General features: G+C 61.8%; 14 protein-coding genes. 6 read left to right on the top strand and 8 right to left on the bottom strand.

Features of this window, described 5'->3' with window-relative positions; genetic code table 11:
• Window positions 1-39 precede the first annotated feature (39 nt).
• A complete protein-coding gene (locus BM174_RS04985; RefSeq protein WP_425442326.1) occupies window positions 40-1068 on the bottom strand; it encodes an A/G-specific adenine glycosylase in 1029 nt (342 codons plus the stop codon).
• A 141-nt stretch (window positions 1069-1209) separates the two neighbouring features.
• Between BM174_RS04985 and BM174_RS04980 the strand changes: the two genes are divergently transcribed.
• From BM174_RS04980 to BM174_RS04970, 3 genes are read left to right on the top strand one after another with little or no spacing between them, the layout of a single operon-like run.
• Entirely contained in the window at window positions 1210-1716 is a 507-nt protein-coding gene (locus BM174_RS04980) for a DUF721 domain-containing protein (protein WP_093922742.1), read from the top strand.
• A 22-nt stretch (window positions 1717-1738) separates the two neighbouring features.
• The gene (locus BM174_RS04975) at window positions 1739-2416 is read left to right on the top strand and encodes a DsbA family protein (RefSeq protein WP_093922741.1); all 678 of its coding nucleotides are present in this window, start codon (window positions 1739-1741) and stop codon (window positions 2414-2416) included.
• Window positions 2416-3528 (top strand): CaiB/BaiF CoA transferase family protein, encoded by a 1113-nt coding sequence (locus tag BM174_RS04970; protein ID WP_093922740.1) that lies wholly within the window; start codon window positions 2416-2418, stop codon window positions 3526-3528. Before BM174_RS04975 ends, BM174_RS04970 begins: the two co-directional genes overlap by 1 nt.
• Window positions 3529-3566: 38 nt before the next feature.
• Here the strand turns inward: BM174_RS04970 and lpxK are convergent, their stop codons facing one another.
• The 6 genes from lpxK to BM174_RS04940 all read right to left on the bottom strand — a co-directional run bounded on the left by lpxK (window position 3567) and on the right by BM174_RS04940 (window position 9898).
• Window positions 3567-4559, bottom strand: a complete 993-nt coding sequence (gene lpxK, locus BM174_RS04965) for a tetraacyldisaccharide 4'-kinase (RefSeq protein ID WP_093922739.1) — start codon at window positions 4557-4559, stop codon at window positions 3567-3569.
• Entirely contained in the window at window positions 4556-5788 is a 1233-nt protein-coding gene (locus BM174_RS04960; protein ID WP_093922738.1) for a 3-deoxy-D-manno-octulosonic acid transferase, read from the bottom strand. The genes lpxK and BM174_RS04960 overlap by 4 nt, the downstream gene beginning before the upstream one ends.
• Before the next feature lie 6 nt (window positions 5789-5794).
• Window positions 5795-6037: a DUF4170 domain-containing protein gene (locus BM174_RS04955; protein WP_093922737.1), complete on the bottom strand. Its 243-nt coding sequence runs from the start codon at window positions 6035-6037 to the stop codon at window positions 5795-5797.
• A 49-nt stretch (window positions 6038-6086) separates the two neighbouring features.
• Window positions 6087-6863, bottom strand: coding sequence for a 3'(2'),5'-bisphosphate nucleotidase CysQ (locus BM174_RS04950; protein WP_093922736.1), 777 nt, complete (start codon window positions 6861-6863; stop codon window positions 6087-6089).
• Window positions 6850-8196, bottom strand: a complete 1347-nt coding sequence (locus BM174_RS04945) for a TldD/PmbA family protein (protein WP_093922932.1) — start codon at window positions 8194-8196, stop codon at window positions 6850-6852. Before BM174_RS04945 ends, BM174_RS04950 begins: the two co-directional genes overlap by 14 nt.
• A gap of 169 nt (window positions 8197-8365) precedes the next feature.
• On the bottom strand, window positions 8366-9898 hold the full coding sequence (locus BM174_RS04940; protein WP_093922735.1) for a DUF2125 domain-containing protein: 1533 nt from the start codon (window positions 9896-9898) through the stop codon (window positions 8366-8368).
• Window positions 9899-10051: 153 nt separating this feature from the next.
• Between BM174_RS04940 and BM174_RS04935 the strand changes: the two genes are divergently transcribed.
• Window positions 10052-10801: an SDR family oxidoreductase gene (locus BM174_RS04935; protein WP_093922734.1), complete on the top strand. Its 750-nt coding sequence runs from the start codon at window positions 10052-10054 to the stop codon at window positions 10799-10801.
• Window positions 10798-11424, top strand: a complete 627-nt coding sequence (locus BM174_RS04930; RefSeq protein WP_093922733.1) for an enoyl-CoA hydratase/isomerase family protein — start codon at window positions 10798-10800, stop codon at window positions 11422-11424. Before BM174_RS04935 ends, BM174_RS04930 begins: the two co-directional genes overlap by 4 nt.
• A 52-nt stretch (window positions 11425-11476) precedes the next feature.
• Here the strand turns inward: BM174_RS04930 and BM174_RS04925 are convergent, their stop codons facing one another.
• The gene (locus tag BM174_RS04925) at window positions 11477-11779 is read right to left on the bottom strand and encodes an SH3 domain-containing protein (protein ID WP_093922732.1); all 303 of its coding nucleotides are present in this window, start codon (window positions 11777-11779) and stop codon (window positions 11477-11479) included.
• 360 nt (window positions 11780-12139) lie between these two features.
• Between BM174_RS04925 and BM174_RS04920 the strand changes: the two genes are divergently transcribed.
• The gene (locus tag BM174_RS04920; RefSeq protein ID WP_245766271.1) at window positions 12140-13300 is read left to right on the top strand and encodes a GAF domain-containing sensor histidine kinase; all 1161 of its coding nucleotides are present in this window, start codon (window positions 12140-12142) and stop codon (window positions 13298-13300) included.
• Window positions 13301-13411: the final 111 nt, after the last annotated feature.

The following is a 13411-nucleotide window of genomic DNA, read 5'->3' as shown; positions in this document are numbered from 1 at the left end:
GCCAGTTTCCCCGCGACTATAGCGCAAGGGCAGCGGCGCTCAAAGAGCGGTCGCAGAAGGGGTGCGAACAAGGTCGTAGGCTTTGCGCATCACAGTGGGCAGATCGCTGGGGCGGAAGTTTTCACGTGGAACAAAGTGGCCTGTGGTGGGGCGGGCATCGACTTCGACTTTGGCTTGCAGGATGCGGAGGATCAGGTGGAAATGGGTGAAGGTATGGCGGACTTCTCCGGGCGTTTCGCGCCAGTTGGCGGCGAGCGGTGCTGCGCTTTCGGGCATCGGCAAGCTGCTATCCACCCAATCCGAGCCGGGCCAACCCAACATGCCGCCAAGCAGACCGCTGTCCGGTCGTGTTTCGAGCAGCCATGCGCCATCGCTGCGCTGGGCGAGGTAGACCGTGCCATGGCGAACGGGTTTAGCCTTCTTCGGTGTCTTTTTTGGTAGCGCCGCCGCTGTGCCCGCAGCACGGGCGGCGCAGGGCGCGCGCCATGGGCAAATACCGCAGGCGGGGGAGCGCGGCGTGCAGATCGTCGCGCCGAGGTCCATCACGGCTTGTGCATAATCACCCGGACGGGTCTGCGGGGTCAGCGCCCCTGCCTTTTCCATCAGCTCGGACTTGGCGCCGGGCAGCGGGGTGTGAATGTCATAGAGCCGCGCGATCACGCGCTCGACATTGCCATCAAGCACGGTGTGCGGCTGATCAAATGCGATGGCCGAAACAGCCGCCGCCGTGTAGGGGCCGATGCCGGGTAAGGCGAGCAGAGCGGCGTGATCGGCCGGAAATGCCCCGCCGTGCCGTTCAACCACTGCACGGGCACATTTAAGCAAGTTTCGAGCGCGGGCGTAGTAGCCAAGCCCCGCCCATTCGCCCATCACATCGGCATCCTGTGCCGCCGCCAGTTCGGCCACGGTTGGCCAGCGCGTGGTAAACCGCTCGAAATACGCGCCAACGGTGGCAACGGTGGTTTGCTGCAACATCACCTCGCTAAGCCATATGCGGTAGGGGTCGGGCAGGGTGCCCGCCATGCGCTGCGCGGGCGGCACGCGCCACGGCATGCGGCGGGCATGCATGTCATACCATTCTAGCAAAATGCGCGGCAGGGCGCTTATGTCGGAATTTTCACGCAATCTTTATGCTCTGACCGTTGCGGGACGGGTAGCGATTGGGCGCAAGACGTTTATGTTAAGGCTGATCATGCGGAGAACATAGTCATGCCGCCACGGCGTTCCAGTACAAAAGGCTTCACACGGACCGACAGCCTGTTGGCAGGCCAGATCCGCAAGGCATCGGGGCAGCGCGGTTTCGAGCAATCGCGCCTGCTGACCCATTGGGCCGAGATTGCGGGCGAGGATACCGCCGCGATTTCGCGACCGGTCGAGGTAAGCTACGGGCGCGGTGGCATGGGGGCGACCCTGACCTTGCTGACCACGGGAGCCAATGCGCCGATGCTGGAATTGCAAAAGGAAAAACTGCGCGAACGGGTGAACGCGGTCTATGGCTATAGCGCGATCGCACGGGTGCGGATCACGCAAACCGCCGCGACGGGTTTCGCCGAAGGACAGGTGGAATTTACCGCGCGCAAACCTGCGGCGGCTCCGGTTGTCGACCCTGCCTTGCGCCAGAGGGCGATCGAGACCGCGCAACCCGTCACCGACCCGTCCTTGCGCGACGCCCTTGCGCGTCTGGGCGAGAACGTATTGAACAAGACCAAACGCTAAACGCCGAATAAAGGAATATCACATGAATCGCAGAACGATGATTTTGGGCGGCGTCGCCCTTGTTGGCCTTGGCGGCTGGGCTGTCAGCCGCCAGATGGGCCCGAGCTCGACCCAGATCACACCGCTGGCCGGTGCCGCCAATGCGCAAACATCTAACGCTGATGTAGACACATCTGGCGTGCAGGACATGGTGATGGGTGATGCCGATGCGCCGGTGACCATCATCGAATACGCTTCCTACACCTGCCCGCATTGTGCCAACTTCCACAATGAAGTCTTTAAAAAGCTCAAGGCCGACTACATCGACACGGGCAAGGTCAAGTTCGTTTACCGCGAAGTGTTCTTTGACCGTTTTGGTCTGTGGGCCTCAATGGTGGCGCGCTGCGGCGGACCCGAGAAATTCTTTGGCATTGCCGATCTGATCTACAAGGGTCAGTCCGAGTGGACCCGCGCGGGCGAGCCTGCTGCGATCGTCGAAGAGCTGCGCAAGATTGGCCGTCTGGCTGGTTTGAACAACGAGACGCTGGATGAGTGCCTGCAAGATGCCAGCTCCGCCGAGACGCTGGTGGCTTGGTACGAGCAGAACGCCAAAGACGACGATATTACCTCGACACCGAGCTTTATCATCGACGGCAAGAAGCAATCCAACATGGCTTATGATGATATGAAAAAGATCATCGACGCCGCATTGGAAAGCTGATGACCGCGCCGCTTGCCGGATTGAAGGTTGTCGAACTGGCACGTGTTCTGGCTGGCCCTTGGGCCGGTCAGACGCTGTCGGATCTGGGTTGCGAAGTTATCAAGGTTGAAAGCCCGCAGGGCGATGATACCCGCCAATGGGGCCCGCCCTTTGTGACCCGCGACGAGGATGTGACCGCCTCCTATTTCCACTCCACCAACCGCGGCAAAGCTTCGGTCACGGTCGATTTTCGCACGCCGGAAGGGCAGGCGCGGGTACTCGAATTGCTTGCTGACGCTGATATCGTGATCGAGAACTTCAAGACCGGCGGGCTGGCGAAATACGGGTTGGACTATACCAGCATTGCGGCAAAATTCCCCAAGCTGATCTATTGCTCAATCACCGGTTTCGGCCAGACGGGGCCTTATGCGCATCGCGCGGGCTATGACTTTATCATCCAAGGCATGTCAGGACTGATGTCGATTACCGGAGAGCCGGACCGCCAGCCGCAGAAATCCGGCATGGCGATCACCGATATCTTCACCGGAATCTATGCGACAACGGCGATCCTTGCAGCCGTGCATCAGCGCAGCGTTACGGGCGTGGGCCAGCATATCGACATGGCGCTGCTGGATTGCGCCGTGGCGATCATGGGCAATCAGGCGATGAACTATCTGACCACCGGCAAGGCACCGGGGCGGATGGGCAATGCGCATCCCAACCTGACACCCTATGAGGTTTTCCCCTGTAGTGACGGGCATATCATCATCGCGACAGGCAATGACGGGCAATACCAACGTCTCTGCCGCTTGCTGGATCTGGGCGACATGGCCGAAGCGCCGCATTTTGCCAAGAACGCCGACCGCGTCGCCAACCGCCCCGAGATGATCGGGCGGCTGACCGAGGCGACTTTGCTGCGCACCCGCGATGAGCTTTTGGAAGCTTGCGAGGCCAACAACGTGCCCGCAGGGCCGATCAATGATCTGGCCGATGTGATGGCTGATCCGCAGGTCATTGCCCGCGGCATGCAGATCGAGCTGGACGGCGTGCCGGGCTTGCGCTCGCCCTTCACCTTCTCGGGTGCTGAACTTGCCTTGCACCGGCCCGCACCGAAACTCGGCGAAGACAACTAAAATCTAGCGCTCCTGCCCGCGTGGCGGGGGCGGGCAGATCAGTCAGGACGCGGCAGCGCGTCTAATGCGGTAAACAGCGCGTTATCCTCAGCCAGTTTTAGTCTCACCGGCAGGCTGATCACCTTCATGCGAAAAGCGGGCGGCAGGCGCACGGCGTCCTTCTCGGTGGTGACAAGCTGCGCGCCGCGCAATCGCGCCTCGCTCTCCAACCTGGTCATCAGAGCAGTGGTCAGCGGCTGGTGATCATCCAGCGGCTGCGCTTGGATCAATGTAGCGCCGAGGCCGCGCAGCGTGGCAAAGAACTTCTCCGGATGGCCGATACCTGCAAAGGCCAGCACCCGCGCATCGGCCCAGTCCATGCCGGTTTGCAGAGGCGCAAGCTCGGCGCGGACATGGGGCAGATGGGCGGGCAGGGGGCGTGTATCAAAACTGTCTTGCGCGGCGCTGTCGCCAATTGAGATTACCATATCGGCCCGCGCCAGCCCAACCGACACCGGCTCGCGCAGCGGCCCTGCAGGCAGGCAGAGCCCATTCCCAAAGCCCTTGACCGCATCTACCACGACGATGCTGAGGTCATAGGCCACCGCCGGATTTTGAAAGCCGTCGTCCAGCACGATCACACTGGCCCCCGCCGCCTGCGCCGCACGCGCACCAGCGGCGCGGTCGCGGGCGACCCAAACCTCGGCAAAGGCCGCCAGCAACAAGGGTTCGTCTCCGACATCGGCAGCGGTGTGGCGTGCCGGATCGACCTGCACGGGCCCTTCCAGCGTGCCGCCGTGCCCACGCGAGACGATATGCGGCGTGTGGAAACGGTCGCGCAATCGCTCGACGACGGCCATGACAGTGGGGGTTTTGCCGGTGCCGCCCGCGTTGATGTTGCCAACGCAGACCACTGGAATATCCATCTTCGCAGGGACGCCCTGCGCCAGCCGCCGCGCTGTAGCGCGGGCATAGAGCGCACCCAGCGGGGAAAGGGCGCGCGCGCGCCAGTCGGGCTTCGGCAGATGCCAGAACTTCGGTGCGCGGCTCATGCGCTACCCGCCCGCATATCCAGTGCATCCTGTACCAGATCGGTCACGCGATCGGTCAGCGCGGCCCCTTGGCTGATCACATCCCAGCCCGCATGGGCCATCGCCGCCGCCTGATCTGGCGCAATGAGCCGCGAGACGGCTGTTCCGAGCGCAGCGGCGTCATTCACGATGCGTGCCGCACCGGCAGCGGCCAGTCGCGTATAGGAAGGCAGGAAGTTACGCACTCGCGGACCATAGAGCACTGCCGACCCCAAGGCCGCGGCCTCGAATGGATCGGACCCGCCTTGGTCGGAGACCAGCGACGAGCCTAAAAACGACACAGGCGCCACCCGAAAGAACAGTCCGCGATCGGAGATGTCATCGACGATCATCACCTGAATAGTGTCATCGGGCATGGCTGGCCCTCCCCAGCGGAGCACATCGAAGTTCCGCGCCTTGGCGCGGTCATAGGCGACCTCCGCCAGATCGGGCGAAGCAGGGTTCAGGATCAGCAGCAAACGGTGCGACAGGCGCAAAGCGTTGCTATGGGCAGAAAGCACGGTATCAATCTCGCCCGCCTGCACCTGGGCGGCAAACCATGCCGAGCGTCCGCCCAAGGCGCGCGAAAGATCAGCAAGATCGCTGTCATAACACGGCAGCGCTTGCCCGCCCGCCATCAGCGCCGAGGTTACCTCGACCCGCTCGGCGCGCATGCCGAGGCTGACCAGCCTTTTGCGTCCCGCGTCGCTGCGAGTCAGCGCGAGCTCGAATTTTGAAAGCAGCGCGCGGGTGAGGTCGGGCAACCAGCGATCCCGGCGCCCGTCAAAACCTCCCGTGCCGACATCGACCAGAAACATCGGACAGCCCCGCAAGGCCGTTTCAAGGATCAGGTTGGGCCGCAGCGCCCCCCAAACCCAAACCATCGCATCAGGTTTCCAGTGGTCGAGAAAGGCCGCGATGCTGTGGGGGTGTTCGTTCGGCACCGTATCAAATACCGGCCCATCGCTTTCAGGGTCGCCCTGCGGGGCGGGCGGGGGTGTGCCTTCGGGCAAAGTGATTAGGACATGCAGCCCGACACGCGCCGCGATCAGCCGTAGGGCCAAATCCTGCACGGCGATCAAATTCCCCGGCTCTGCCGCATGAATCCACAGCAATTCGCCACGCGGGCGCAGCACCTCGGGCGGCGCAACCCGCGCCTCAGCCCGACGCGCGAGCGCCCGATATGCCGTCAGCCCCAACGACTGCCCCAAATGGGTTTACCCCAGCTCTTCGGTCGAGGAGGCGGGTGCCTCTTCGTCGCGCAAGCGGTGCAGGTGGGCGATGAAATAGCGCATATGGGCATTGTCCACGGTGCGCTGTGCCTCGTTCTTCCACGCATCGTAAGCGGCCGCATAATTGGGGAAGATACCGACAACATGGATGTCATCTACGTTCTTAAAGGCCGTCTCGGTCGGGGTGACAAGCTCGCCGCCAAAGACAAGGTGCAGGCGCTGGGTCATGGCATTTCCTTTGCATGGTTGTTGACTATTGGGTAGCAGATGGCGCCGGTCACGCAAGGGCCGAGGTCAGCGCGCCGTGGACCGTTGCCCCCCCTGCAACTACCCCGTTCAAGCGTGGATCGGGGTTGTTAAAGCGCAACGCGCTGCCGGTCCTGTCGGTGCAGCGACCGCCGGCTTCGCTGACGATCAAGGCACCGGCAGCGATGTCCCATTCCCAACTGCGGCGCAGCGTTATCATCGCATCAAAGCGGCCTTGGGCGACCAGTGCCAGACGGTAGGCCAGTGACGGGCGGTAACTGCGCTTGAACTGTGGACAGACGCTGCCCTTCCAGTTGCTCGCGATGAGCGCGGGCTTGGCGGCCAGCACGGTCGCGTTTTGCAGATCGGTGCCGGAGGAGGCGTTGATCGGGGCGCCGTTCAACGTGGCCCCGCCGTGCAGTGAGGCGGCATAAAGCCTGTCGAGCATCGGCAGATAGACCACCGCCGCCGTGACGATCCCGCGCTCTGCTACCGCGAGCGCATGGGCCCAAGTGTCGGAGCCTTCGACAAAGCTGCGGGTGCCATCGATCGGGTCGATGATAAACACGTGGTCGTGGCCGAGGCGGGCATCGGTGTCTTCGGTTTCCTCCGACAGCCAGCCGTATCCGGGCCGCGCGCCGCGCAGCGTAGTCAGCAACAGATCGTTCACCGCAAGATCGGCTTCGGTCACCGGCCCTGCGCCATCGGGTTTGTCCCAGCGCTGCGCCGTGGCACCGGCGTATCCGGTTGCCACTTGCCCCGCTTTACGCGCAGCGTCGATCAGCAGGGGGAGGTCATGCGCCGGCAAGGGTCATTCCCGGCACCAGAAGCGATGGCACCACATGCGCCAAGTGAGGACGCGCGTCATTGGCGGGCACAATGGCCCGCAGCATGTCGCGCAGATTGCCCGCAATGGTACATTCGTTGATGGCATGGGTGATCTCGCCGTTCTCGACCCAAAGTCCGGCGGCCCCTCGCGAATAATCACCGGTGTTCGGGTTGATGGTGCTGCCGATCATCGAGGTCACCAGCAGGCCGGTCCCCATATCGCGGATCAGGTCGGCGCGGGTGGCGCTGCCTTGGGTAAGCGCAATGTTCCACGTGCTCGGCGATGGCCCGCTTGAGGTGCCGCGCGAGGCGTTGCCGGTCGGCTTAAGCCCCAGCTTGCGTGCTGCGGCAAGGTCGAGCGTCCATCCCTGAAGTACGCCGTCGGTGACAATTTCGCGCTGCGCGGTGGGCAAGCCTTCGGCATCAAAGGGGCGTGACCTTGTGGCGCGGGGGCGGTGCGGGTCCTCGAGGATCGACAGGCCCTCGGGCAGGACCAGCGTGCCCATCGCGTCGCGCAACCACGAGCCGCCGCGTGCAATGGCGGCACCATTGATCGCGCCCAGCAAATGGCCGATCAGGCTGCCCGAAATCCGTTCGTCGAACAGCACCGGATAGGTGCCGGTCGGGGGCTTGCGGGCATCCATACGCACCAAGGCGCGCTGGCCCGCCGAATTGCCAATGTCTTCGGCGCTGCGCAGATCGGCCTGAAAAATCCGGCTGTCGCCATCATAGTCCCGCTCCATCTTGGCACCGCTACCCGCGATGGCAACGCCCGAAAGTCCGCGATCGGTGCGACCATAACCGCCCGCAAACCCGTTGCTGGCGGCGAGGTGGATCTCTTGCGAGGCATAGCCTGCACTGGCCGATTGGACCTGGGTCACGCCGTTAACCGCCAGCGCTGCGGCTTCGACGCGCGCAGCATCTTCGTGCAACTGCTCGGGCGTGGGCGCGGCGGTCGGATCGTTTAATTCAAGTACATCGACATCCCAGTCGGGGGCCAGCTGATCGGGAGCGGCAAGTCCTGCATAGGGATCTTCAGGGGCTTCGCGTGCCATCGCAACGGCACGTTCGGCCATTTCGGTGATCGTCCGCTCGGAGGTGTCGGAGGCGGAGACATTCGCCAGACGCTGGCCGACAAAGACCCGCAGGCCGATGTCAGTCCCTTCTGACCGTTCGGCCTGTTCCAAAGCGCCGCCGCGTACGGCGATAGAGACAGATTGCGCGCGTACTGCCATCGCATCGGCCTGATCGGCACCTGCCGCGCGGGCGGCCTGCAAAAGGGCATGTGTCAGCGCATCAAGGGGCTTGGTCATCAAGGGGCTCCGGCTTGGGGTCGCCTCGTCAGGTAACCCCCGCAGGGCGCTGGGGCAAGGGCCGCCCCGATATTTGCCGTCAGGGCGCGCGCAAGTCGCTTTGGTGTTGCCATAAGAAAAGGCGCGCCAATGAAGCGCGCCTTGGTCTGTTCTAGCGATCATTGCAGGATTATTTGATCCGTTGGCCGTTAGCCAATACCTGCCCGTCCGGCGTGAACTCGATTTTGGATTTCAGCGTGTCCGGCGCGTCGCCCGGAACGGTGAAAAGGCCCATCATCATCCGCGCACCCATCGCTTGATCTGCAGGGATCAACCCCATCGCCACCAGCTTGTCCAGCAGCGCGTTGCCGCCCGCGAGCGACAGATCAAGCGCACCTTCGGGTTTGGGCATGCCATCAAAGGTGGTGGTGTCGGTGTTGTCAAACGTCACATCACCGCTGCCGCTCAACTTGGCGCCGACAGCATCCAGCAACAAAGTGTTGACGCGCAGTGTCTCCAACTTGCCGGGAGGGGTGTCGCCGAGCTTGGCCGCCGCTTCCGGATCAAGAATATCGGTCAGCATGGTCGCTTTGCCCGCCAGATCAACCTTGAGCGTCGCAGGATCGCGCGGCAACTGGCCTGCGGGATCAAAGATGCTCCAGATCAGATCGGACATTTTGAACTGTGCCAGTGTCAGCCCCAATGCGAAGCCTTGCGGGGTTTCGGATTTACTAACCGGAACTGCCAGATTGAAGCCGCCCTCGGCCATGCTGAATTCGATCGGGAAGGGCATTTCCGCGACATTCACGGCGACAGCCAAATCCTTTTGCGCACCGGAATAGGCCAGCCCTTCGGCGCCCATCTTCATATCAAGGGTCCCACCGCCCGAGGTCGTCGCGGCTTTGAAACTGCCGTTCTCGGGGTCCGTCAGCTCGGCATCCGAGCGGCCTTGCGCATAGGCTATTTGCCCCGAGACCTTGAAGCCCGCCTTGATCATCGCGGCCATATCTTCGGCGTCAATGATCTCCAGCGGGATCGCCCCGCCACCGTCCAGCGTCAGACCCGACAGACCGCCTGCCAGTTTCAGCTTGGTGGAATCTTCGGGATTATCGACGAAAATATCGTATTCAACCGATGCAATGGTGCCCGTTTGCTGATAGCTGCGCACTTGGTCGACGGTGACGGTCGTCGCGTTCTTGACGCCTGTCGCGGCCAGTTTGAACTTGGCGTTCTGCTCGCCGTAGGTCTCATCCCCGACCTGCAATTGGTCCAACACCATCGCAAGACTTTCGGCGGCATAGTCGTAGGTGATGTTTTCGATTGATCCGCGTGCAGTCAGCGCATGACCGTTCTGGGTGAACGACAGATCAAGCTGAACAGGCTTGGCGTCAGGCTCTGCCGCTGTCATGTGCATGCGCAACTGCTGCACCGCTGGCATCACCACCGAAACCGAGCCGTCGGCGTTCTGCTGGAAGGTCAGCGTGCCGAGCGACAAATTAGCGACACCCTCGTCGGCAGGCATTGGCATACCCAGACGGATGTTGCTGACGGTCAGCGCGTTACCGGCCACGGCCTCGCCCGCTTCTACCGTATAACCGGCGCTTTCCAGATAGGCGCGCCAATCGCCCCAGACCTCGGTCGGGGTCAGATCGGCCAAGGCTGCCTGCGACACGAGGGCAAAGGGCAGGGCCCAAGCGACTGACGTTACTGAAATACGGGACATGTTCAAATTCCTCTGCAATAATACGGGCCAAGACTGGACTGACGGTATGTCAGCGCCAAATCAGGCCGTGGGGCTGGACCCCGCTTGATCGCGAGATTACCACAGGCCGCGCTGTGGATGCAAAACCTCAAACCGACGAAACGGAGCCTTGCGATGGATATGACCGGTAAAACAGTACTGATAACCGGTGCGAGCCGTGGAATTGGTGCCGAAGCTGCGCGGGTTTTCGCCGCAGCGGGGGCCAATGTCTCGTTGCTGGCGCGCAGTCAGGACGAGATCGCCAATCTGGCCGGTGAAATTGGCCCGCGTGCGATTGCGGTGCCGTGCAATGTCGCCCGCTACACCGAAGTTTCCTCTGCCGTTGAAACAACTGTTCAAGCTTTTGGCGGGCTGGATGTGATGATTAACAACGCCGGCGTGATCGAGCCGATCTCGCGGCTGGCCGATGCCGATCCTGACAAATGGGCGCAGGTGATCGATATCAATCTCAAGGGTGTCTTCAACGGGATGCGCGCCGCATTGCCCGTGATGAAACGGGCGGGTGGCGGCTCGATCCTGACGATCTCCTCTGGTGCGGCACATAGCCCGATCGAGGCGTGGAGCCATTACTGCGCCTCCAAAGCGGCGGTTCATATGCTGACCCGCTGTGTGGATGAAGAAGAAGCTGCCAACGGCATCCGCGCTATCGGGTTGTCGCCCGGCACGGTGGCCACCACCATGCAGCGCGAGATCAAGGCCTCGGGCATCAATCCTGTCAGCAAGCTGAACTGGGAAGACCACGTGCCCGCCGACTGGCCCGCACGCGCCTTGCTGTGGATGTGCAGCGCCGAAGCAGACGGATATATTGGCAAGGAAATCTCGCTGCGGGACGAGGCAATCCGTAAAGCGGTGGGCCTGTTATGATCGAGCTTGATCGCGCGGGCGACGTCTGGACGGTGACCATCAACCGTCCCGACAAGGCCAATTCGCTGACCCATGACATGCTGTTGCAGTTGGCCGACCTTATGGAGCGTGCGCAGGCCGCTCGCGTTGTCATCCTGACAGGGCAGGGCAAGGTTTTCAGCGCCGGGGCCGATCTGGACGAAGCCCGCGCCGGCCTCGCCCGCTCCGATGTGTGGGAGCGTTTGTCGGGCGCGATTGCCGCCTTACCGGGGCTGAGCATCGCGGCGCTGAACGGCACATTGGCGGGGGGTGCGATGGGCATGGCTTTGGCCTGTGATCTGCGCGTCACAGTGCCAGCGGCGAAGTTCTTTTATCCGGTGATGAAGCTGGGCTTTTTGCCGCAACCGTCCGACCCGGCGCGGATGGCTGCACTAATCGGTCCGGCGCGGGCCAAGCTGATCCTGATGGGCGGGCAGAAGATCACCGCGGAGGAGGCGCTCGGCTTTGGGTTGGTGGACCGCGTTGTCGCGGCAGAAGATCTGATGACCCATGTGCACGGGCTTGCAGTCGATACACTCGCGGCCGCCCCTGAAATCGCCACGGGGATTAAGCAGATGTGCGCGGGCACGCAGGCCGAGACCTAAGGCCATTCTGGTTCTGCCGCCCGAGCGTGGCGGCAGAACCAGAATGATCGCTCTACCGCTCGCGCAAATAGGCCCATGACACAAAGCCTGAAATCGCGCGCGCTTGCGCCAATGACACTTCACACCACCGGGTGCCGCCAGTTTGCGTACATTTGTGCACGCGCAGCGCAGTGCCGTTGGGTAGCCCCAAGATCACCTGATAGCCCGTGCCCGGACCTGCGCGCATTTTCAGCAGATTGTCCTCGGCGACGCCGCCGACTTCATAATCGCCGCGCGTTGCGGCGGCGGCGGGGTTCACATCGGGCAGTACGACGAGCGCGAATGCCAGAAGGGCGGGGATTATTGCTTTGCGCATTTTTATGCTCCTGTTTTTTGCCTCTGACGTGGTTGTAGGCCGTCGCAGGGGGCGCGGGCAACTGTGTCGGCCATACTGAGTGCCCTGCCGCAGCGATGATGGCGGCGCTCTGCCGACGCTCGATGGACGGCAGCCAAAGGCGCAGTTCATTGTCTCTTTCCTGCCAAGTGCCAAGGTTGAAACAGTTTTGTTAAGAGATGCGAAACAGTGACCACACTTTGGCCCAAATTGTATTTTAATTTTAGTTAACAACAGCGGCCAACCCGTCAATGCAGGTCGCACATCAAATGGTAACCCGAGTTTAGCGAGTGTAGCACAGTGAAGACATTCCCCGTCCCTTTCAACGAAGACTCCCGCGTGATGGCGGTCCAGAATGTGCCAGGTCTGACGCGCGAGAATGAAGTGTTGTTCGATACACTTTGTATGGCGGCAAAGCGGCTGTTTGATTGCCCGATCGCCCATATCAGTGTCGTTGAAGAAAACACCCAGTGGTATAAATCGGTCGTCGGGATCGAGCTTGAAGAAATGCCCAAGAACAACTCGTTCTGCACCCATACCATCATGGCAGGCACGCCGATGGTGGTGCCGGACCTGAGCCTTGACCCCAAATTCAAAGACCACCCGATGGTCGCCGAGGGTGGACCGCAGGCCCGATTTTACGCGGGCGTGCCGTTGATCCTGTCGTCAGGATTTCGCTTTGGCAGCCTGTGCGTTCTAGATTTCGTGGCCCATGCCGCCCCGTCTGAGAAAGACCTCGATATCCTCACCGAACTGGGCCGCGCTGTGGTTGCTGCCTTGGAAAAGGCCCCGGCGCAGGCCGCCGCACCGCCCCCGACATCCAGCCAAGATACCTTTTTGACACTCGTCGGGCATGAATTGCGTACACCACTGACGATCATTCACGGCTCCATCCGGATGTTGGACACGCGGCTTGAGGGCGAGATTAACAAGAAGCTGTCGCAAAGCGCGATTAAGTCCAGCGACCACCTCTCCAAGCTGATCGCGACGATCCTTGAATTCAGCGACATGCGGACCGGCGAGTTGCGGCTTAAGGAAGAAACGACCAATCTGGCCGAGCTTGCCCGAGATATTGCCGATGACCACACCACCGCTGCCGAAGCGGGGGGCAAGACATTCCATGTTCCGGTCTGTGATCTGCCAGCGGCGATTCTGGCCGATAAGGCCCATATCAAGATCTGTCTGATCTCACTGTTGATGAATTCGGTCCTGCATGGCGGTGATATCATTAGCCTTTACATCGGGCAAAACCATGATGGCGATATTGAATTGCGGGTCAACGATAACGGCAAGATTGATGAAAGCGTCGAACTGTCAGAGCTTTACAAGCCGTTCATCGTCGGCGGCGACGTCGAACGGCGTGGTACTGGTGGGGGCTTGGGTCTGGGTCTCCCCCTAACTCGTAGATTGGTTGAGCTGCATGGCGGTGAATTCGAGGTTATCGTCGATGAAGCTGGCACCACCGCGTGTATGCGTTTGCCCAAATGGCGGTTAAGGGGCTGACGCGCCCTTTGCTGCTTTTGCCCTAATTCGACGGTATTCGGCACGGGCGAACGCGCAGGATCGTGATATTCATGGGCAAATTGCTTGCTCCTGCGGGCGTGGTCCTGCAAG

The organism is Sulfitobacter brevis (assembly GCF_900112755.1).
GTDB lineage: Bacteria > Pseudomonadota > Alphaproteobacteria > Rhodobacterales > Rhodobacteraceae > Sulfitobacter > Sulfitobacter brevis.
The sequence above is the reverse complement of the archived record's forward strand: the minus strand, read 5'-3'. Positions and strand labels throughout refer to the sequence as shown.

Coding starts and splice junctions, on each gene's coding strand:
- BM174_RS04985 (WP_425442326.1), bottom strand. CDS start 1,068: ATGCATGCCCGCCGCATGCCGTGGCGCGTGCCGCCCGCGCAGCGCATG.
- BM174_RS04980 (WP_093922742.1), top strand. CDS start 1,210: ATGCCGCCACGGCGTTCCAGTACAAAAGGCTTCACACGGACCGACAGC.
- BM174_RS04975 (WP_093922741.1), top strand. CDS start 1,739: ATGAATCGCAGAACGATGATTTTGGGCGGCGTCGCCCTTGTTGGCCTT.
- BM174_RS04970 (WP_093922740.1), top strand. CDS start 2,416: ATGACCGCGCCGCTTGCCGGATTGAAGGTTGTCGAACTGGCACGTGTT.
- lpxK (WP_093922739.1), bottom strand. CDS start 4,559: ATGAGCCGCGCACCGAAGTTCTGGCATCTGCCGAAGCCCGACTGGCGC.
- BM174_RS04955 (WP_093922737.1), bottom strand. CDS start 6,037: ATGACCCAGCGCCTGCACCTTGTCTTTGGCGGCGAGCTTGTCACCCCG.
- BM174_RS04945 (WP_093922932.1), bottom strand. CDS start 8,196: ATGACCAAGCCCCTTGATGCGCTGACACATGCCCTTTTGCAGGCCGCC.
- BM174_RS04940 (WP_093922735.1), bottom strand. CDS start 9,898: ATGTCCCGTATTTCAGTAACGTCAGTCGCTTGGGCCCTGCCCTTTGCC.
- BM174_RS04935 (WP_093922734.1), top strand. CDS start 10,052: ATGGATATGACCGGTAAAACAGTACTGATAACCGGTGCGAGCCGTGGA.
- BM174_RS04930 (WP_093922733.1), top strand. CDS start 10,798: ATGATCGAGCTTGATCGCGCGGGCGACGTCTGGACGGTGACCATCAAC.
- BM174_RS04925 (WP_093922732.1), bottom strand. CDS start 11,779: ATGCGCAAAGCAATAATCCCCGCCCTTCTGGCATTCGCGCTCGTCGTA.
- BM174_RS04920 (WP_245766271.1), top strand. CDS start 12,140: ATGGCGGTCCAGAATGTGCCAGGTCTGACGCGCGAGAATGAAGTGTTG.